Annotated in this window: 21 protein-coding genes; 4 read left to right on the top strand and 17 right to left on the bottom strand. The window is 64.5% G+C overall.

What is annotated here, in order from left to right; genetic code table 11:
- Positions 1-155: 155 nt before the first annotated feature.
- From ABID59_RS03340 to ABID59_RS03325, 4 genes are all read right to left on the bottom strand, one after another.
- Complete coding sequence (locus tag ABID59_RS03340) at positions 156-887, bottom strand: hypothetical protein (RefSeq protein ID WP_148751095.1); 732 nt, start codon at positions 885-887, stop codon at positions 156-158.
- Between the two features lie 110 nt (positions 888-997).
- Positions 998-1,492 carry a signal peptidase II gene (gene lspA, locus ABID59_RS03335; protein ID WP_148751096.1) on the bottom strand — a complete coding sequence of 165 codons (495 nt, stop codon included), beginning with the start codon at positions 1,490-1,492 and terminating at the stop codon, positions 998-1,000.
- Positions 1,493-1,501: 9 nt separating this feature from the next.
- Positions 1,502-4,525 carry an isoleucine--tRNA ligase gene (ileS, locus tag ABID59_RS03330; RefSeq protein WP_354082425.1) on the bottom strand — a complete coding sequence of 1,008 codons (3,024 nt, stop codon included), beginning with the start codon at positions 4,523-4,525 and terminating at the stop codon, positions 1,502-1,504.
- A gap of 203 nt (positions 4,526-4,728) precedes the next feature.
- Positions 4,729-5,700 carry a bifunctional riboflavin kinase/FAD synthetase gene (locus ABID59_RS03325; protein WP_354032975.1) on the bottom strand — a complete coding sequence of 324 codons (972 nt, stop codon included), beginning with the start codon at positions 5,698-5,700 and terminating at the stop codon, positions 4,729-4,731.
- Positions 5,701-5,928: 228 nt separating this feature from the next.
- On the opposite strand from ABID59_RS03325, the gene ABID59_RS03320 reads away from it, so the two are divergent.
- Entirely contained in the window at positions 5,929-6,324 is a 396-nt protein-coding gene (locus tag ABID59_RS03320; RefSeq protein ID WP_007596883.1) for a response regulator, read from the top strand.
- A 141-nt stretch (positions 6,325-6,465) separates the two neighbouring features.
- Here ABID59_RS03320 and ABID59_RS03315 read toward each other — a convergent pair whose 3' ends face one another.
- The 9 genes from ABID59_RS03315 to uvrC form a co-directional block, all read right to left on the bottom strand.
- On the bottom strand, positions 6,466-7,320 hold the full coding sequence (locus ABID59_RS03315) for a TIGR01459 family HAD-type hydrolase (RefSeq protein WP_148751099.1): 855 nt from the start codon (positions 7,318-7,320) through the stop codon (positions 6,466-6,468).
- 15 nt (positions 7,321-7,335) lie between these two features.
- The gene (locus ABID59_RS03310) at positions 7,336-8,820 is read right to left on the bottom strand and encodes an EAL domain-containing protein (RefSeq protein ID WP_354082424.1); all 1,485 of its coding nucleotides are present in this window, start codon (positions 8,818-8,820) and stop codon (positions 7,336-7,338) included.
- A gap of 151 nt (positions 8,821-8,971) precedes the next feature.
- Complete coding sequence (locus ABID59_RS03305) at positions 8,972-10,102, bottom strand: YihY/virulence factor BrkB family protein (RefSeq protein ID WP_354082423.1); 1,131 nt, start codon at positions 10,100-10,102, stop codon at positions 8,972-8,974.
- Positions 10,102-10,689: a phage holin family protein gene (locus tag ABID59_RS03300; protein ID WP_354082422.1), complete on the bottom strand. Its 588-nt coding sequence runs from the start codon at positions 10,687-10,689 to the stop codon at positions 10,102-10,104. The genes ABID59_RS03305 and ABID59_RS03300 overlap by 1 nt, the downstream gene beginning before the upstream one ends.
- Positions 10,690-10,767: 78 nt before the next feature.
- Complete coding sequence (prmB, locus tag ABID59_RS03295) at positions 10,768-11,727, bottom strand: 50S ribosomal protein L3 N(5)-glutamine methyltransferase (protein ID WP_354032979.1); 960 nt, start codon at positions 11,725-11,727, stop codon at positions 10,768-10,770.
- Positions 11,727-12,209, bottom strand: a complete 483-nt coding sequence (locus ABID59_RS03290) for a molybdenum cofactor biosynthesis protein MoaE (protein ID WP_148751104.1) — start codon at positions 12,207-12,209, stop codon at positions 11,727-11,729. Before ABID59_RS03290 ends, prmB begins: the two co-directional genes overlap by 1 nt.
- Before the next feature lie 3 nt (positions 12,210-12,212).
- Positions 12,213-12,464 (bottom strand): molybdopterin converting factor subunit 1, encoded by a 252-nt coding sequence (gene moaD, locus ABID59_RS03285; protein WP_354082421.1) that lies wholly within the window; start codon positions 12,462-12,464, stop codon positions 12,213-12,215.
- The gene (gene pgsA / locus ABID59_RS03280; protein ID WP_148751106.1) at positions 12,461-13,078 is read right to left on the bottom strand and encodes a CDP-diacylglycerol--glycerol-3-phosphate 3-phosphatidyltransferase; all 618 of its coding nucleotides are present in this window, start codon (positions 13,076-13,078) and stop codon (positions 12,461-12,463) included. The genes moaD and pgsA overlap by 4 nt, the downstream gene beginning before the upstream one ends.
- A gap of 100 nt (positions 13,079-13,178) precedes the next feature.
- A complete protein-coding gene (gene uvrC, locus ABID59_RS03275) occupies positions 13,179-15,251 on the bottom strand; it encodes an excinuclease ABC subunit UvrC (RefSeq protein WP_148751107.1) in 2,073 nt (690 codons plus the stop codon).
- A gap of 251 nt (positions 15,252-15,502) precedes the next feature.
- Here uvrC and ABID59_RS03270 point away from each other — a divergent pair, with 251 nt between their 5' ends.
- On the top strand, positions 15,503-16,126 hold the full coding sequence (locus ABID59_RS03270; protein WP_148751108.1) for an outer membrane protein: 624 nt from the start codon (positions 15,503-15,505) through the stop codon (positions 16,124-16,126).
- 86 nt (positions 16,127-16,212) lie between these two features.
- Here the strand turns inward: ABID59_RS03270 and ABID59_RS03265 are convergent, their stop codons facing one another.
- The 4 genes from ABID59_RS03265 to ABID59_RS03250 form a co-directional block, all read right to left on the bottom strand.
- Positions 16,213-16,428 carry a cold-shock protein gene (locus tag ABID59_RS03265; protein ID WP_027534220.1) on the bottom strand — a complete coding sequence of 72 codons (216 nt, stop codon included), beginning with the start codon at positions 16,426-16,428 and terminating at the stop codon, positions 16,213-16,215.
- Positions 16,429-16,680: 252 nt separating this feature from the next.
- Positions 16,681-17,547: a 23S rRNA (adenine(2030)-N(6))-methyltransferase RlmJ gene (locus ABID59_RS03260; protein WP_354082420.1), complete on the bottom strand. Its 867-nt coding sequence runs from the start codon at positions 17,545-17,547 to the stop codon at positions 16,681-16,683.
- A gap of 53 nt (positions 17,548-17,600) precedes the next feature.
- Positions 17,601-18,302, bottom strand: a complete 702-nt coding sequence (locus tag ABID59_RS03255) for a ribonuclease T2 family protein (RefSeq protein WP_354032984.1) — start codon at positions 18,300-18,302, stop codon at positions 17,601-17,603.
- Between the two features lie 119 nt (positions 18,303-18,421).
- Positions 18,422-18,886: a hypothetical protein gene (locus ABID59_RS03250; protein ID WP_148751111.1), complete on the bottom strand. Its 465-nt coding sequence runs from the start codon at positions 18,884-18,886 to the stop codon at positions 18,422-18,424.
- A 182-nt stretch (positions 18,887-19,068) separates the two neighbouring features.
- On the opposite strand from ABID59_RS03250, the gene ABID59_RS03245 reads away from it, so the two are divergent.
- Positions 19,069-19,362, top strand: coding sequence for a hypothetical protein (locus ABID59_RS03245; protein WP_148751112.1), 294 nt, complete (start codon positions 19,069-19,071; stop codon positions 19,360-19,362).
- Between the two features lie 54 nt (positions 19,363-19,416).
- A complete protein-coding gene (locus ABID59_RS03240; protein WP_354082419.1) occupies positions 19,417-19,947 on the top strand; it encodes a DUF3617 domain-containing protein in 531 nt (176 codons plus the stop codon).
- Positions 19,948-19,954 lie beyond the last annotated feature (7 nt).

Genomic DNA, 19,954 nt, shown 5'->3' with positions numbered 1-19,954 from the left:
GTGAAAGCACGGCATGCTACACCGCGCGGCTTTGAGCTTCGGGTCACGAAGCAGAGAATGCGGTCAAGTTGTACTTAAAAATAGGTCATCTGCCGCGTCCGGCCTACACCGGACGATTGCGGCGGGTCCACGCCTGCGTGCGACGGGCAAGGAGCTTATTGCTCCTTTTCCTTACCCGACCTGACGTCGAAATAGGTCCGCCGCGACTTATCCTCGCCGGTACCATAGGCATAGCTCGACGAAGGCGTCTGATATCCCGGCGGCGGCTCGGTCAGAGACTGGCGCGGCGGCTCGGACGTGAATTGCTTGCTCTCGTCCTTGTTGTTCGAAAACATCTTGAACAGGCCGCCGGTGTAACCGAGCTCGGCCGGGCTCATCGTCGGGTGGTTGGTGTTGCTGCCTGGCTGGATCGGATCATTGGTGGTTTTGTCCGGGGCGGCCGTCTTATGGGCGTCCAATTCGGCCGGCGACAGCGGGCGGGCGTTTTGCAAGTACTCCGCTGCTTTGTTGCCCGCCTTCTTCCGCTGAGCGATGGCCTCCTTGCGGCGCTTCTCGTCGGGATCCTTGGGCCAGTTTGGCGCATCCTTGGCGTCAGCGCTGGCGGGCGGCGGCAGGTCGAGCTTGGGCGGCACCACCAGCGGCGACCGCTCGCGGTACTCGATGCCCTTCTTTTCCATGCTCTTGGCGCCGATGCCGGACATCAGATTGTCGATGAGCTTCTCTTCGAAGGTCATGTCGTCATCATCGTCGCCGTCGTCACCGGCGCGGACCGGGCCTGCCGACATCACGAGACCGATGCCGAGGGCGACGGCTGACAATTTCAGCGCCAGCCAAAGTCCCCGCCGGGCGTCTCGGCCGATCGAACCGCTGGTCTCGGAGCTACCCATGCCTATACCTGTTCCATACTGTGGCAGTCTTGATCGTGCCGGTCTCGCCGCGTCTCGCGCGACCACCCCTCGCCAAGCAAGGTTCCGCCTCCGGTCCGTATCAGCCGGGATCAGGGCGCTTTTGCGGCGGGTACCCCGAGGAAGGAATCATACAATAAGGCCGCCACCCCAGCAACGATCGCCACGTCCGCCAGGTTGAAGACGTACCAATTATAGGTATTTCCGGCGATTTCGATGTGGAACAGGGCGAAATCGACCACCGCGCCATAGGCCAGGCGGTCGATGCCGTTGCCGATGGCACCGCCGATGATCAGTCCCAGGGCCACCGTGGCGAGCCGGGTCTGTGACCGCGCCATCCAGATCGCGAGTGCAATCACTGCGACGACCTTCACCGCCATCAGCGCGAGTTGCGCGGCCCGATCGTCATTCTGGAGCCAGCCGAAGCTGATCCCGATGTTCCAGGCCAACACCAGGTCGAAGAACGGCATCACCTTCACCACGCCGCGACGGGCAAGGTCGAACCCGTTCAGCAGCCAGAGCTTTGAGGCCTGGTCGGCCACGAGCGTGGCCACGGCTGCGAGAATGCCGGCGCGGAGCGGGGTCATGGCCGGGGATCAGACGCTCACGCCCAACGCCTTCCATTCGCGCAGCGCCTTGGCGTCGCGCGGGGTGACGTCGGGATATTCAGGGTCTTCACCCACGGTCGGCGAGATCTTCCAGGAACGGGCGCATTTGGTGCCGACGGCCTTCTCCACGACCACCGCGACGCCGGGCACGGCATCGAGACGGAATGCAGAGGCTGGTGCCGCGCCCTCACGCACCTCGTAGTTCGAGGTGATGCAGATCTCGGCAAGATCGGTGTCGAACAATTTCGCCAGCATCTCGCGGTCGGCGACATAGATCACCGGCGAGGCTTCGAGCGAGGAGCCGATGTTCTTGGCGGCACGTTCGAGCTCCAGCGCGCCGGTGACGACGCGGCGGACGTTGCGGATGGTCTCCCACTTCGCGGCGAGCTTGTCGTCGCGGAATTGTTCGAGACCTTCCGGGAACAGCGTCAGATGCACCGATGCTTCGGCTTCCGGCCTGTACATCCGCCAGCCTTCTTCGGCGGTGAAGCTCAGGACCGGGGCCAGCCATTTCAGGATTGAATTGCACAGCAGGTCGATCGTGGTCAGGGCCGCCTTGCGCGTCAGCGAGGACGGCGGGTCGCAATAGAGCGTGTCCTTGCGGATGTCGAAATAGAATGCCGAGAGCTCGCTGTTCAGGAAGGCGGACAGCGTTGCGACCACGTTCTTGAAGTCGAACGTCTCATAGGCCTTGCGGACCAATTCGGCGCGGAGCGCAAGCTCGTGCAGCATCAGCCGCTCGAGCTCCGGCATCTCGGCAGGCGTGACCGCGTCGGCCGGCCTGTAGTGATGCAGCGTGCCGAGCATCCAGCGCACGGTGTTGCGCAGCTTGCGGTAGGTCTCGACCGTGTTCTTCAGGATCTCGGGGCCGATGCGCTGGTCGTCGGTGTAGTCGCAGGACGCGACCCAGAGTCTCAGGATGTCGGCGCCGGATTCCTTGATGACGGACTGCGGCTCGATGGTGTTGCCGAGCGACTTCGACATCTTGCGGCCGTCCTCGGCCTGGGTGAAGCCGTGGGTCAGCACGATGTCGTAGGGCGCACGACCGCGCGTGCCGCAGCTCTCCAGCAGCGAGGAATGAAACCAGCCGCGATGCTGGTCCGAGCCTTCGAGATACATCACGGTGTCGGTGCCACCGTCGACCTTGCGCTTGATGCCGGCGAGACCGGGGAATTGCTCGGGGTCCTCGAGCACGAAGGCGTGTGTCGAGCCGGAATCGAACCAGACGTCGAGAATGTCGTCGACCTTCTGCCAGTCCTCGTTGGCACGCGGCCCCAGGAAGCGCTCGCGCGCCCCTGTTGCGTACCAGGCATCCGCACCTTCCTTTTCGAAGGCGTCGCCGATGCGGGTGTTGACGGCCTCGTCCTGCAGGATCTCGGCGGAGCCGTCGCCCTTCTCGCGGACGAACACGGCGATCGGCACGCCCCAGGCGCGCTGACGCGACAGCACCCAGTCGGGCCTGCTGTTGATCATGCCCATAATGCGGTTTTCACCGGACTGCGGCACCCATTGCGTTTTGCCGATTGCGGCTTGGGCCAACTGACGTAACGTAAAATCCTTTCCAGTTACATGATCGACACCGGCATTCAGTCCTGGGATCGGTTTATCCATCGCAACGAACCATTGCGGCGTGTTGCGGAAGATCACCGGCTTCTTCGAGCGCCAGGAATGCGGGTATTGGTGCTTGAGCCGGCCGCGCGCGAGCAGCATGCCCTTGTCGACGAGCGCCTTGATCACGGCCTCGTTAGCATCGCCTTTCTCACCCTTGTCGGTGATGACGCGCTTGCCCGCAAAACCCGGCGCGTGGTCGGTATAGGCGCCGTTCTCGTCGACGGTGTAGGGGATCGCGCTGTTGATACCGCGGGCATCGAGCTCGCGGGTGCTCGCCGTCCAGACGTCGAAATCCTCGCGGCCGTGGCTGGGCGCGGTGTGCACGAAGCCGGTGCCTGTGTCGTCGGTGACGTGGTCGCCGGACAACAGCGGTACGATGAATTCGTAGCCGCCGGCGAGCCCCTTGAGCGGATGGGCGCATTCGATCGCGTCCATGGTGTCGCCGGGGATGTCGCGCACCTTCTCGTAAGCCGTGACGCGTGCCTGCTTGAAAACCTCTGCGGCGAGCGCGTCGGCGAGGATCAGCAGATCGCCGGTCTTGGCCCAATTGTCAGCCGGGGCGTCCGTCACCTTGTAGAGGCCATAGGCGATCTTCGGCGAGAACGAGATCGCGCGGTTGCCCGGCAGCGTCCAGGGCGTGGTGGTCCAGATCACGACGCTGGCCGAGGCCAGCGCGCCATGCGCGGGCGAGGTGATCGGGAATTTCACCCAGACCATGTCGGACGTGTAGTCCTCGTACTCGACCTCGGCTTCGGCCAGCGCGGTCTTCTCGACCACGCTCCACATCACCGGCTTGGAGCCGCGATAGAGCGTGCCGTTGGCGGCGAACTTCATCAGCTCGCGCGCGATCTGGGCTTCGGCCGGATAGTTCATGGTGGCGTAGGGGTGATCCCAGTCGCCGATCACGCCGAGGCGCTTGAACTCCTCGCGCTGCACGTTGAGCCAGTGCGTGGCGTAGGCGCGGCACTCTTTGCGGAAATCGATCATCGCGGCTGAGTCGCGGAAGTCGGGCTTCTGCTTGCCCTTCTTGCGGTAATGCTCTTCCTCAACCTTCCACTCGATCGGCAGGCCGTGGCAGTCCCAGCCGGGCACGTAGTTGGAATCGAAGCCGAGCATCTGCTGACTCTTGGTGACGAGATCCTTCAGGATCTTGTTCAGCGCCGTCCCGATATGGATGTTGCCGTTGGCATAGGGCGGGCCGTCATGCAGCACGAACTTGTCGCGACCCTTCGCGCCCTCGCGCAGCTTCTCGTAGAGGCCGATCTCGTACCAGCGCTTGAGGATTTCCGGCTCGCGCTGCGGCAGGCCGGCGCGCATCGGGAATTCGGTCTGCGGCAGGAACAGGGTTTTCGAATAGTCTTTGACTTCGGATTTTTGGGACTTTTGCGGCTTTTCGGACATGAGGCTGACTGGCTCGGAATGGCGCGGGAACAGATGGCGATGCGGAATCGCGGGGTGAAACGACAAAATCCCGGTCTTGCGCCGAGCCGAAGGCTCAGGCGGAAGCCGGGCTGCTAATCCCTATGATGCGCCGCGCAAACATGGGCTCTCCATAGCAGGGGGCTAAGGGAAGCGCAAAGGTCCGGCGGGCCGGCTTTGGGCCCTCAATCGACGGTCCCGAGCCGCGGAAACGCGTCCGGGGCGGCGGCCAGCATGGCGCGGGCGCGGGCGGAATCGTCGTCCATCTGATGGATCAGGGCCTCCAGGCTGTCGAATTTCAGCTCCTCGCGGATGAAGCCGATAAAGGCGCAGTCCAGCGCCTGCCCGTAAAGGTCGCCCTTGAAGTCGAACAGGAAGATTTCGAGCAGCGGCGCGCCATTATCAAAGGTTGGCCGACGGCCGAAGCTCGCCACCCCGCTCAGACGCTCAGGCCCGCGGCCGACCCGCACGGCGTAGATTCCGTGCTTCAGGCCGCAATTGGCGTCGAGCCGGATGTTGGCGGTGGGATAGCCGAGGTCGCGGCCGCGCTTCTCGCCATGGATGACCTCGCCAGTGATGAACCAGGGCGCGCCCAGCATGGTGGTGGCCTCGTCGATCTGGCCCTCGGCGAGCGCGATCCGGATGGCGCTGGAGGAGACCGGGCGTTCGTCGATATCGACATGCGGCTGCACGTCGACCTCGATGCCGAGCCGGGGTGCCTCGTTCACCAAAAGGCCGGGCGAGCCGACGCGGCCTTTGCCGAAATGGAAGTCGTAGCCGACCGCGATGCCACCGATGCCGAGGCGCCCGATCAGGTCATGATGAATGAAGTCTTGCGCACTGGTGCCGGCGCGGGCCTTGTCGAAGGTCATGACCACGGCACCGGCAAGCCCGGTCCCGGCCAGAAGCCGCAGCTTGGCGCGTTCGTCCGTCAGACGGAATTGTGGGGTGTTGGGGCTGAAGAACCGGCGCGGATGCGGCTCGAAGGTCAGCGCCAGCGCAGGGCGGCCATGCGCCCGGCCCATCTCCAGGGCTGCGGCAATGACGGCCCGGTGGCCGAGATGGACCCCGTCGAAATTGCCCATGGCGACCACGGCCCCCTTCAGGATCGCAGAATCCGGCGTGGTATCGCGGATAACGGTAAATTGCGGGGCCATCAGGGGAATTCTCGAGCCGGCGGGACCGGCCGGGACCGTGGCTTGACCCGACCGGCGAAGTCAAGCCGGAGGGGCGGATGCACGGAACGGCGATTTCAATTCAGCGGGTGCGGCCCCAGTTAACGCGCTGTTTAACGCCTTGGTGCTAGTGCTTGAAACGTGGAACCGCGGGCTACGGCCGGCAGGTCCGATCGTAATATTTCCTGGGTTTGCGTTGGGGGAGTCGAGATGGCGGTTGATTTGTCGATGTCGGTTCTGGTGGTGGACGATTACAGCACCATGATCCGTATCATCAGGAATCTCCTGAAGCAGCTTGGCTTCGAGAACATCGATGATGCCAGCGACGGCTCGGCGGCTCTGAACAAGATGCGCGGCAAGAAGTACGGGCTCGTGATCTCCGACTGGAACATGGAGCCGATGACGGGTTACGACCTGCTCCGCGAAGTGCGGGCAGATCCCAATCTCGCCACCACGCCTTTCATCATGATCACGGCGGAATCGAAGACCGAGAACGTGATCGCGGCCAAGAAGGCCGGCGTGAACAACTACATCGTCAAGCCGTTCAATGCGGCGACGCTGAAGACCAAGATCGAGGCGGTCTTCCCGGACATGGCGAGCGCGTAGGCGCGCTTTGGTGTCCCGGACAAGGCGCGTTACATTAGTAACGCGACGCTGAGCCGGGACCCAGTCCATCCACGACATCACTTGCGGCTTCTGGTCCCCGGCTCTGCAGCGCTTCGCGCTGCGTCCGGGGCGCGATAGTTCCTACCACTTCAATTCGCGCATCAGCGCCTTCGGCGGGTGGCCGAACAATTCCGTCACTGACTTGGGATCGAGCTGGTCGAGGCCCTCGAACTCCTCGGCATGGATGCCGCGGGTGACGAACAGGCAGTCGACGCCGAATTCACGTGCGCCGGTCAGGTCGGTGCGGACGGAATCGCCGATCGCCAGCACCTTTTTCCGATCGATTGGATGCCCCTGGCGTTCGCCGGCGAGCGCCATCGCGCGCTCGTAGATCGGCCGGTGCGGCTTGCCGTAGAAGATCACCTCGCCGCCAAGCTCGCGATACAGCTCGGCAATCGCGCCGGCACAATAGATCAGCCGGTCGCCGCGCTCGACCACGATGTCGGGGTTGGCGCAGATCAGCGTCAGCTTGCGCTCGCGCGCCTTGAGCATCATGCCGCGATAATCTTCCGCGGTCTCGGTCTCGTCGTCATAGAGACCGGTGCAGACGATGTAGTCGGCCTCTTCCAGCGGCGCGGTTTTCGCATCGAGGCCGCGATAGATCGAGTTGTCGCGCTCGGGGCCGAGCCAGAACATCTTGCGGCCGGGATGCTCGGCGACATAGTGCCGGGTCAGATCGCCCGAGGAGACGATTGCGTCATAGGTCTCGTCGGCGACACCGAGCTTGCGCAGTTGCCGCTGCACGGAGGCGGCCGGGCGCGGCGCGTTGGTGATCAGGATCACCGTACCGCCACGGCTGCGATAGGTGTGCAGCGCCTCGCAGGCCTCGGGGAAGGATTCCAGCCCGTTATGGACCACGCCCCAGATGTCGCTGAGCACGACGTCGACCCCGCCCACGAGCTCGCGCAGGCTTTGGGCGAAATGCAGCGTGGTCATGATGCGTGCGGCCGATCAGATGCGGCGCGCCAGCGCCGCGTTGCCGGTGATGCGCGATGACGGGGCGGCAGGCGCCGCAGCTGATGTTGCGCCTGGGCTGGGTGTTCCGGAGCCATTGGATCCCTGAATGTCCTGCGCCGGGTTCGACGCGGCCCCGCCGGTAGCAGATGCCCCCTCGGGCCGCAATGGCCGGGGCGGTGCGAACAGAAAGCCCTGGCCGAACCGCACGTCATAGTCGAGCAAGTCGATCACCGCGCGCTCGCCCTCGATCCGCTCCGCGATCAAATCGATGCCGAAGCGGCCGAGCAGGTCGGACAGGTCGGAGGGATGAATATCCGAGGTCGACGCCTGCTTGGGGTCGAGCAGGAGCGAGGCCGGGACCTTGATGAAGCGCACGCCGCGGTCGGCGAGCTCGCGCGGCTCGATCCGCAAGTCGGTGACATGGTCGATCGAGAAGCGGAAGCCGCGCTGCGCGAGTGCCGCGAGATTCTCGGTCTCTGCAGGGCCGAGGCCGCGGAAGGTCGACTGCTTGAACTCCAGCACCAGCGATGGCGCGAGCGCCCGGTTGGCTTCGAGGAAGTCGAGGCATTGCGCGAAGGTGGTGGAATTGCCGAGCGTCGAAGCCGCGACGTTACAGAACACGCCGACATCCTTGTTGCGCACCATCAGCCGCCGCAACACCTGGACACAGCGCAACAACACCATGTTGTCGATGCGTCCGATCAGCCCCGAGACCTCGGCGATGCTGATGAACTCTTCCGCGGCAATCAGCTGGTCGCGCTCGTCGCGCACCCGGGTCACGGCCTCGTAGAAGCGGACCTTGCGCTGCGGCAGCGTCACCATCGGCTGGAGGAAGATGTCGATGCGGTTCTCGTCGATGGCGTTGCGCAACGTCACCAGCATCTGGGTCTGGTTGCGGCCATTGACCGTCGAAACGGCACTGGCGGTGTGGGTCTGGACGGCCGGCGGCGTCGGTCGCGGCGGTGCGGGAAGCGGCGGAGGAGCGGCCGCACGTTCCTCGAAGGGCGCCATCAGGTCGATCGGTGCTTCCGGCTCCAGCCTGGCGACCGGAGCGGGGGCCGGCGCCGGCGCGTGACCGGCCAGCAGGTCCTCATGGGTCGACACGGTGGCGGCAAGCTGCCTGACCAGCCCGCCGAGCTCGTTGATCTCGCCGACCACCGACTGGACACGATCGGAATTGGTCGAATTGGACGAGGCGATACGGCCCTCGATCGCGGCGAGCCGGCGGCCGTACTCGGCCACCTGGCGGGCGAGATCGGCGGTGCCGCGCGACAGGTCGGCGATCTGCCCGCCGACGTCACTGCGGTCGCGCAGCCGCATCGAGACTGCGTTGTAGAGGATCAGGAAGGTCAGCGCGGTCAGCGCCACGATCGCGGATTCGGTTCCGCTGATGCCGGCGACCGCGTAGAGCACGAGCCCGAGCGAGGCCGCGACCAAAACCATGCAGATGGCGATGAAGATCGTCGAAATGCGAATCATGCCGCGCGTTATGCCTCAAGAGCTGACTGCCTCACCCGGGAAAACACGGGCCGCAATTCGCACCCGTCACGCCTCATGCTTCCCAAGCATGCATGACCCTAACATCATTGTTGATTCGAGGGGATAGCGGCCGCACGCGGCGAGTGCCGGGTCAGGACGGCGCGGCGGCGCCGACCGTGTCGGCCGAAACGGCGTCACGGCTGCCGAGCGGCTTGGGCCGCCCGGTGGTCGTATCGCGCAGGGTCTGCCGCTCGACCTCCGAGTTCAGCTCGGCCCCGAACATGATGACGATGGCCGACATCCACATCCACATCATCAGGCCGATCGCCGCGCCAAGCGAGCCGTACGTCGCGCTGTAGTTGGCGAATTCGGACAGGTACCAGGACAACAGTGCCGAGCCGGCGATCCAGAGGATGGCGGCCGTCACTGCGCCGAGGCTCAGCCATTGCCAGCGCGGCGCATCCCGGCTGGGCGCGAAGCGGTAGAGGATGGCAAGTGCTACCAGCAGGAGGACGAACAGCAGCGGCCATCGTGCGAGAGCGATGACCAGCTTGCTTTCGGGCGCAAGCCCGAGATGGTTCAGCGCGAGCGGGAAGGCGACCACGGCGCCCACCATCAACAGCAGCGCTGCGATGCCGCCGACCGTGAAGGCCAGCGACACCAGGTTCAGGCGGATGAAGCTGCGCTTTTCACGCTCCTCGTAGGCGACGTTGAGCGCGTCGAAGACGGATTTGACGCCGGCGTTGGCGCTCCAGATCGCAAGCACAAGGCCGAACAGGAACGTGGCCCCAAGTGCTGTATTGCCCTTGGACACCACGCGGGCGACCTGGTCCTGGATGATCTGGAACGTACCCTCGGGCAGCATCATCGCGAGGGTCTGCAGGTTGCCGGCGATCGTCGAGGGATTGGCGAACAGGCCGTAGAACGAGACGAGCGCGGTTATCGCAGGAAAGATCGCCAGCAACCCGAAGAAGACGACGCCGCCCGCGGTCGCGAGCAAGCGATCTTCATCGATGCGCTGATAGGTGCGCCAGAAAATATCCTTCCAGCCGGCCCAAGGAATTGCGAACGGATCGTTGGAGCGACGGCCGCGTCCGGGCTGCGCGGCCGCACGCCCGGCGCTCGCCTCCGGCGAATTCGCCTCTTTATGGCGGTGGTCCTGCGGAGGCCCCGACCGGATCAGGCCAGACTCCTTGAAATACCGTTCCGCGCTCAGCACGAACACGGCACTGGCTGCCATCAGCAGCCACTTATCGAACTGCTCGGAGCGCCGCGCGGGCATCACGCGTCCGATCCATGCCCGTGCCGCCTTCGCCGCGCGGCAGTGAACCCCAAGACACCTATCGCCGCGAGCATCAGGCCAAGCTGCACCGGTCGGTTGGTGTGGATGGAGCTGGGTTTGCTGCCATTGCCGCGTTCGCCCGGCGCGAGCGGCACTAGGGGAATCGTCGTCGCGACCTCCTTTGCCGCCTCCTTGACGGTTCCGAGCGGAATGCGCGGGGTGGCAATCGCCACTCGAAGCCGGCTGGCGAGTGGCACGATCGGCTTGGGCTTGCGCTTCATCTGCACCATGGCGACGCCGGCGCAGGCGACGGCCAGTACCAAGAGCACCGCCCCGACGGCCCCAAACCCCCAGAATTGTCCATAGGTGATCGCAACCCACCGGTAGAGAGCGATCAGGCCGACAAGGAAGGCCGCAATCAGGAACAGCCCGGCCACTACGAACAGTCCCACCGCGACCGCGTAGGACGTCACGCGTCCGGTGGTCTGGCTGGTGCGGTCACGCAGATACGACCGCGCCGCGCGCTTGAGATGGTTGAGTTTCAGCGCCATGCCGGCGCGCAGCAATTCGCCCGATGGCGCGAGCATGCGGATATCCTCCGAAAGCGCGTAACTTCGTTGGGGGATGAACGTGGCGGAATTTGACTTGTTCCGCCGCGTGCTCGATCAACCGAGATCGGCGGCCGCGATCCAGAACACCTCGCCCTCGGAGTCCTCCGTGTCGAGCCAGAGCAGGGGCAGTTCCGGAAAAGCCTCGTCGACCAGCTCGCGACCGCGGCCGATCTCGCAGAGCAGGCCGCCGTCCGGTGTGAGATGGTCTGGCGCATCGCGCAGGATGCGACGGACGACGTCGAGGCCGTCGGCGCCACCGTCGAAGGCGAGCTTCGGCTCGGCCCGGCATTCCGGCGGCAGCGCCGCCATGCCTTCCGCGTCGACGTAGGGCGGGTTGGTGATGATAAGGTCGTATTTGTTGGCGCCGAGCGGCGCGAACAGGTCGCCCCGATGGAGCGTGATCCGCTCATCCAGCCGATGTTCCCCAACATTGCGCGCCGCGACTTCGAGTGCGCCCTTGGAGATGTCGACGGCGTCAACCATGGCATTCGGAAAGTGATATGCGGTGAGTATCGCGAGACATCCCGATCCCGTGCAGAGATCGAGCACGCGCTCGACGGCCGTGGGATCGTCGATCAGCGAACCCGCTTCGCCGTCGCCGCCGAAATGCGAATCCAGGAGCTCGCCAATGAAGGAGCGCGGAACGATGACGCGCTCGTCGACATAGAACGGCAGGCCGCGCATGTAGATCTTGTTGACGAGGTAGGCCGCCGGTTTGCGTGTGGTCACGCGCTTATGGATGAGATCGAGCAGGGTCTTGCCTTCAGCGGCGGTGACGCGCGCATGGCCAAAAATCTCGAACTGGTCGGGATGCAGGTGCAGGGCTTCGCAGACCAGGAAGACGGCTTCCGCCACCGGATCGGTCGTGCCGTGGGCAAAGGCAAGTTTCGCCTCGACGAAGCGGCTGACCGCATAGCGGACGAAATCGATCAGCGTGAGCAGCTCGCCGCGGCCGACCTTCGTGAGTTTTGGCGCAGCGCGGCCGCGCGTGGTCTTTCTCACGGCTCTTGCCATCAGGATCGGGTCCAGCGGGCGGCGGCCTCGTCGTCACGGGCGTGGGCCTCTACCCAGCCGGTGCCGGTGTCGCGCTCTTCCTTCTTCCAGAACGGTGCGCTGGTCTTGAGATAATCCATCAGGAACTCGGCCGCCTCAAACGCCGCCCGGCGGTGTTGCGAGGCGGTGAGCACCAGCACGATGTTCTGGCCGGGCATGAACCGCCCGACGCGATGGACGACCGTGACGCCGTTGAGCGGCCAGCGCGAGATCGCCTCGTCGACATGGCGCTTGATCTCTTCTTCCGCCATATCAGGATAATGCTCGAGCGTGAGCGCCGCGATCTTCGAACTGTCCTCGTCGGCGCGACAGATGCCGGAGAAGCTGACGACCGCGCCGATATCGGTGCGGCTCTCGGTCAGGACCGCGATCTCGCGCGCTATGTCGAAATCGTCTTGCTGGATGCGGATCGTGACGGGGCAGCTGGTCATAGGGGGAGTCATGGCCTAGCCGCCGGTCATAGGCGGGAAGAACGCGATCTCGCGGGCGCCAGCGATCGCGGCGTCGGCCTTGACGTGGGCGTGGTCGATCGCGGTGCGGATCACCTTCGGCTTCTCGAACGCATAGGCATGAGCCTCGCTTTGACCGGACAGCCAGGCGATCAGCTCCGCGACGGTGCGCACCGTCGCGGGCGGCTCGATCGTCTCCTCGGCCTTGCCGACGCGCTCGCGCACCCAGGCGAAGTACTTCACCCTCATCCCTCGTCCTCCTTGATGAGGTGGTGGATGCCGGCGCGGAAATAGTCGTAGCCCGTGTACATGGTCAGGATCGCCGAGGCCCATAGCAGGACGAGGCCGATCAGCGAGACCATAGGAACGACCTCGTCGCCGGCCGGACCGGCGAGCAGAAAGCCGATCGCGACGAGCTGAACCGTGGTCTTCCATTTGGCGAGCTTGGTCACGGGCACGCTGACACGGAGCGCGGCGAGGTATTCGCGCAGGCCCGAGACCAGGATCTCGCGGCACAGGATCACGATGGCGGCCCACAGCGACCAGCCATGAATGATACCGTCGGCGGCCAGCATGAGGAGGCACGAGGCGACCAGCAGCTTGTCGGCGATCGGGTCGAGCATCCGGCCGAACGCCGATTGCTGATTCCAGATCCGCGCGTAATAGCCGTCGAGATAGTCCGTCACCGCGGCGCCGATGAAGATCGCGACCGCGACCCAGCGCAGCCACAACGGGTAGTCCATGATCGACTGCGCATAGATGCATCCGACCACGACCGGGATCGCGGCGATCCGGCCATAGGTCAGGATGTTCGGGAGGGACATCGCGCGGCTGGTCGTCCCTCGTGTCGTGGCGATGTTCATCGGTCCTACCAATACCGCTCCAGCCTGAAGGTCAACCGTCCGCCCTCAATTGGGGCGCGGGATGCGACGACCATATGACTATAGCTTCGGCCCCTTTAGTTCACCCCGGCTGGGGATGGAAATAGTCGAAAATCCTGCGGGCGCTCTCGGCACTCACCCCAGGAACCTTGCCGAGATCGGCGATCGAGGCGCGTTCGATCTCCTTCAGGGTTCCGAAATGGTGCAGCAGGGCACGTTTGCGTGACGGGCCGATGCCCGGAATCTCCTGCAAACCGGCCTCGCGAATGTCCTTCTTGCGCAGCTTGCGGTGCGAGCCGATGACGAAGCGGTGGGCTTCGTCGCGCAGGCGCTGGATGAAATAGAGCACGGGGTCGCGCGGCTCCAGCTTGATCGCCTCGCGCTCCGGCATGAACAGGGTCTCGCGGCCGGCATCCCGGTCCGGCCCCTTCGCGACCGACATCAGCGAGACCTGGGTCAGGCCGAGATTGGTGAAGATCTCCCTGACGGCGTTGAGCTGGCCGCGGCCGCCGTCGATGATCACGAGATCGGGCCATTGCGGGAAATCGTCGTCCTTGACCTTGGCAGCGCTCTCTTCGGGCGGGCTGATCAGGCGCTTGAAGCGGCGCTCCAGCACCTCGCGCATCATGCCGTAATCGTCGCCGGGCGTGAGCCCTTCGGACTTGATGTTGAACTTGCGGTACTGGTTCTTCACAAAACCGTCCGGGCCGGCGACGATCATGGCGCCGACAGCGTTGGTGCCCTGGATGTGGCTGTTGTCGTAAACCTCGATGCGCTTGGGCGCATGCGGCAGGCTCAGCGTCGTGGCCATGGCGTCGAGCAGGCGGCTTTGGGTCGCAGTATCCGCGAGCTTGCGGCCGAGCGCTTCGCGCGCATTGGTCAGCGCGTGGGTGACGAGCTCCTTCTTCTCGCCGCGCTTGGGCGTGGTGACCTCGATCTTGTGGCCGGCCTTGATCGACAGCGCGTTGGCGAGCAGGTCGCTCTCCTCGATGTCATGCGAGAGCAGGATGGTCTTCGGCGGCGGCTTGTCGTCGTAGAATTGTGCGAGGAACGACCCCAGCACTTCCTCCGGCGTAAAGGTCTTCTCTGCGCGCGGGAAATAGGCGCGGTTGCCCCAGTTCTGGCCGGTGCGGAAGAAGAACACCTCGACGCAGGAGAAGCCGCCTTCCTGGTGGATGGCGAACACGTCGGCTTCCTCCACCGTGCGCGGATTGATGCCCTGCTGCGACTGGATCGCCGACAGCGCGGCGAGGCGGTCACGATAGAGCGCCGCGCTCTCGAATTCGAGCTCGCCGGAAGCCTTCTCCATCTCGCCTGCGAGCTCCTGCTTCACCGCCTGGCTCTTGCCGGACAGGAAGTCGGTCGCCTCGCGCACCAGCGTCGTATAGCCTCCGAAGTCGATCTCGCGGGTGCAGGGTCCGGCGCAACGGCGGATCTGGTAGAGCAGGCAGGGCCGCGAGCGGCTCTCGAAGAAGGAATCCGTGCAGGAGCGGATCAGGAATGCGCGCTGCAAGGCCGTGATGGTGCGGTTGACGGCGCCGGCGGAGGCGAACGGGCCGAAATAGCGTCCGGGCCGGGTCTGTGCCCCGCGGTGCTTCAGGATCTGCGGCGCCCAATGGTCGCCGGTGATCAGAATATAGGGAAACGATTTGTCGTCGCGCAGCTGCACGTTGAAGCGCGGCCGCAGCTGCTTGATGAGGTTGGCTTCCAGCAGCAGCGCCTCGGTCTCGGTCGTGGTCGAGACGATCTCCACGGTCACCGTGGCCGCGATCATGCGCAGGATGCGCGCCGGCAGCGGGGCACCCTGGCGGGCGTAGTTGGACAGGCGCTTTTTGACGTTCTTGGCCTTGCCGACATAGAGCACGTCGGCATTCGCGCTGAGCATGCGATAGACACCGGGCGAGGTCGGCGCGAGCCGGACCGCGCGCTCGATCGCCTCGTGACCGGTCGCCAGCGGCTCCTCGCCGATCGCGCCGCTCTCTTCCAGAATGTCGGGCAGCCGTGCATCGTCCTCGTCGTCGCCGCCCATGGTGGCGGGATCGAGGTCGGGCGGCGCCGTCTCCTGGGGCTGTTGGAGCGGGGCGTCGGCGGTCGCAACTCGCGGCGATTTGCGCGCGCGTGCGTCGTCCGGATCGTCGGTGGAATCGTGAACCATGGTGCGAATTTAGGCGCTGGGGGAGCCGATTTGAAGTTCCGGCCGTGCCGCACGCACAGAATGGCAGCGCAGCTCCCGGTAACGCTTCCTTAAGTCTGTTAACAGCGCGGTAACGGGTCTTAACAGCCCTTTAACTTAAAACTCTCGATAAATCTTACGCGAAAAAGTGGTGGTTCCGTAACCATGCGGTTTGGCCTTGCGCGACGGCGCGGGCCTCGCACCCGGTTGCGGCAGTTGCGTTGGAGTGTGTGATGAAGGGGCTCGTTGTGGGTGCAGCCGCGTTGGTTGCAGCCGGCTGGGCGGCTTCGGCAGGGGCCGCCGATCTCAGTTACGGGCAGCGTGCGCCCTATACGGTCAATCAGCCGCTCAATGGCTACAGCTGGGCCGGCCCGTACCTCGGCGCCAATCTCGGCTATGAATGGGGCTCGGTGAGCAACACGCCCGTGAAGCCCTCCGGCTTCGTCGGCGGCGTGCAGGCCGGCTACAATTTCCAGAACGGCCCGTGGGTGTTCGGTGTCGAGGGCGACATCCAGGCCGCAGGCGCCGACGACACTTTTGCGCCGTGGAAGTTCTCCAATCCCTGGTTCGGCACACTGCGTGGTCGCGCCGGCTATGCCTTCAGCAACATCCTGTTCTACGGCACCGCCGGCCTCGCCTTCGGCGAGCTGCGCGCGCAGACCTTCGGCTGGACGGAATCGCACACCACCGCCGGCTGGACCGCTGGCGTCGGCGCGGAAGTCGGCTTCGCGCCGAACTGGAGCGCGAAGCTCGAATATCTCTACATCGATCTGTCGTCGAGCCAGTTCGCAATTACAGGCGTGTCAAACGGCTATAGCGCCAGCGTTGTTCGCGCAGGCGTGAACTATCACTTCTGATAGCCAAATAAGAAAATACCGGACTAGAGCCTCCCGGCCGCTCGCGGCCGGGACTTTTTTGCGCCAGGCTTCTTGGGGCAGGTCCGCTACGAAAGTATCACGAGATTGACCGCCTTCGGCCCCTTCCCCTTCTTGTCCGGTTCGACTTCGAATGTGATACGCTGTCCTTCGGCAAGGTCCTTCAGTCCCGCCCGCTCCACCGCGGTGATGTGAACGAAGACATCGCGACCGCCGTCGTCCGGCTTGATGAAGCCGTAGCCGCGCTCGCCGTTGAAGAACTTAACCGTTCCCGTATTGGCCATCGGGAAACTCCCCCTCATTGCTCCTCCGTCGCAACGCAGACGCGCGTCGCGACATGACCGGGCATCACGTAGCCCGGGAGAGCTGGCCATCCTTGGGCAGACCCTTCGGTCCGACTGGATCTTTGTTAGGCCTTCACTCCGCCGCAACCATTCGCGGAAGCGGAACGTAAAGCCAGTCACGCCAACAGCATAATACGGTTCTTTGCAGATTGACTACCGCTACTGCATCTTTTTCCCAAGAATGGCGGCGCTTTAGGGGTAAGGCTTTGGTACTTCCAATCGGAATCTGGCAGCGCCGCCTTGGCCGAGCGGCATTTCCAGCTCGGGCAGGATCGTCTTGAGCTCGCCCTGCAGCGTATAGGGCGGATTGACGATCAACAGCCCGGCGGACGTGAGAGGTGCGCCGTCCATCTGCGGCGCGGCGCTGAATTCGAGCCGCAGACATTTTCCCGGAGTCTTTGCTGCAGCCGCGGTCCGCGCCACCAGTTGCGCCAGCGCGTCGGTGGCGCGCCGGCTCTTGGCGGGATACCAGATTACATAGATACCGGTTGGCCATTTCGCATAAGCGGTGGAGAAGGCCTCGCCCAGTCTCTCGAACTCGTCTTTCGCCTCAAACGGCGGGTCGATCAGCACGAGCCCGCGCCGCTCCTTCGGCGGCACGAACGCGGGCAGCGCCATCCAGCCGTCGAGATCGACCACGCGGGCCTGTTCGTCCCGCCGCAACACGCCGATCAGCGCCTTGCGTGCCTTCGGCTCGAGCTCGCAGGCCACAAGGCGATCTTGCGGCCGCATCAGGCCGCGCGCGATCAAGGGCGAGCCCGGATAGGCCTTGAGCTCGCCCTTCGGATTGAAGGCGCGGACGATGTCCATGTACGGCTTGGTCAGCGCGACGGTCTCGTTCGAAAGGCGCGCCTGCATCAGCCGCGCGATTCCCGTCAGCCACTCGCCGCTGCGGCGGGCCTCGTCGCTGTCGAGATCATAGAGGCCGGCACCCGCATGGGTGTCGATGACGCGGAAGGCGGCCGGCTTGTCCTGCAAATAGGTCAGGATGCGCGCCAGCACGATGTGCTTGATGACATCGGCGAAGTTGCCGGCGTGAAAGGCGTGACGATAGTTCATGCAAGAGCACTACGCCACGCGATGGCTTGAGCAAAGAGGCACGACAGCCTGAACTACCCACCCCTGATCGGCGGCATCGTCACCTGGTCGCGTCGGCAGGCGCGGCGGTCGAGTTCTTCGCAGGCGCGGAACTGCAAATCCTTGCTGAGGCAGATGCGGACCTCGGAGAGCCGGGTGCGGTTGCAGGTGACCGAGACGGCTGCGTTGCTCAGGCCCGGATTGGCCTTGACGAAGGCTTCTTCCACCTCGCCCGGCGCCACGGTCTTGGCCTGCGACAAATCGAGATATTCGGCCGGAATCTTGATCGCGGCGCGCGCCCTGCGGATCGTCTCGAAGTAGTTGCGGTCGGTCAGCCCCGAGCAGGTGCCGTGCTTGTCCCATTCGTTGAAGATCAGCCCCGGCGCCGGCATCAGATCGAGCATCGAGGAGACGATGTTGCGGTTCAGCCGCGGCGACGGCCGCTGGCAATATTCCGGAAAGCCGTTCTCATATTGCGGCCACAGCCCGTGCACCACGAAGGAATAAGGCCGTCCCTCGCACTGGATATTCGAGCGCCCCCCGCCGCGGCCGCGCTCGGCCGCTTCCTCACAGAAGGACGGTGACCAGGATAGCGACAGCACATAGAAATCGAATTCGCCCGGCGCGTTCTGCCGTTTGTCCTGCGCCTTCGCGCCGCCGGCCAGCGCGATCAGCCCCGCGGCAAGGGTCAATGAGATCACAAGGCGGGAGAGCGAATGCAATCTAAAATGAAACATGGCGACGTCCCTCAACTAGACTGTGCAATAAGCCTAGCAGGCAACAAGAACATTTCAAGAACAAAATTCAGGCGGCCGTCGATCGGCGGCTGGATCGGTTCGAATCAGGGATCTTCGACTTAAGGCTTGGCGGCGCGGCAGGCCGGATTGTAGGCCCAGTTGCGATCGAGCCCGACCACGCACCATTCCACGCCCTGGCCGTAACCGGCAAAGCCGCCGTCCTCGACGATCGAGAAGTGCACCCTGCGCATCTTGCCGTCGTTGAGCATGGCCTCGCCGGTGCAGTAGCGGCGCGGAATGTTGTCGGACGCCCAAGGCCGGAACGCGGTCTCGTGAACGGCCGAAAAGCCCTCGATCTTCAAAGGCGAATTCCAGAACGAGCTTTCCTTCTCCCAGAACTGGTTCGCGATCGTCGGCAGTGCCTTCTCGCAATCGGCGACGTTGCCGTCATAACGGGGCCCGCTCAGCCAGAAATTCAGCTCCAGCGGATTGGCGGCCCTTGCCTCACCGAGCGACAGCGCTCCGAACATGAGGCCGAGAACGGCGGCAAGGCGAAGCGATTTCAGGGAGGTTGAGGCGCGCATGGGCAATCCAGACAGCATGATCCGCGAAGGCAGGACGGTGACGCGAAGGGCGGGAGAGGTCAAGTGCAGCGCGGCAACACTCGGCCACGAGTTGACCATAAGGTCGCAGCCAACGGCCTATCCGTTCTTTTCAGCGGCGGTCCGGCACCGTAAAGTGATGCCAGCCAATCGGAGTGACGGGAATGCGAATCATTGCAGCCGCGGGCCTTCTTGCCTTGGGGATCATGGCGAGCCAGTCGGCGCGCGCCGACATCCTTCCGGTGCCGCCCTTCAAGGGCAACGACACCGGCGGTATCATCGCCTATTCCATGGCGACGCAGACCGATGCGCGCCAGGTCGCGGTGGATCATTGTGCGCGCTATGGCAAGGTGGTGAAATTCCTCGCCGTGCAGGCCTACGAGGGCGGCTACCTCTCCTTTGCCTGCCGCTGGGTGCCTTATGGCGCCGCCGATCGTCCGATCCGCACGCTCTACTGAGGCGTTTCGGGACGCCAGAGGTTGCGCCACGACATCTCAGCCGGAGTCCCTCGCATGACGCGCAAGCTTGCTTTGCTCGGATCAGTCGCTTGTCTCGGGTTGTCGGCGGTTAGCGCCTCGGCCGACGATTTGCCGGTACGCAAGGCCGGTCTCTGGGAATTGAAGATGGTCAGGACCGGCTCGGCGATGCCGGAAATGACCATGCAGCACTGCACCGACGAGGCTGTCGACAAGGAGATGAACAGCAACATCTCGCCGATGGCCAAGCAGGCCTGCTCCAAGCAGGACGTCAAGAAGACCGCCACCGGCTATGTCAGCGATTCCGAGTGCAGCGTCGCCGGCATGTCCACGACGTCGCACGCCGAGATCACCGGCGATTTCAATTCGGCCTACACGGTGAAGACCTCGTCGCATGCGCAAGGTGGCGCGGTCGGCGCCGCGGGGCGTGACTCCATCATGACGCTCGAAGCGAAATGGCTCGGCGCCTGCAAGCCGGACCAGAAGCCCGGCGACATCGTGATGCCCGGCGGCTTCAAGATGAACGTCCGCGATGTCGATAAGCTGAAAGCGCTGCTGCCGAAGTAGGCGGGGG

The sequence above is a fragment of the Bradyrhizobium sp. S3.3.6 genome (assembly GCF_040546905.1).
Taxonomy (GTDB): domain Bacteria; phylum Pseudomonadota; class Alphaproteobacteria; order Rhizobiales; family Xanthobacteraceae; genus Bradyrhizobium; species Bradyrhizobium cytisi.
Note: the sequence above shows the minus strand (reverse complement) of the source record. Positions and strands in the feature narration are given on the sequence as shown.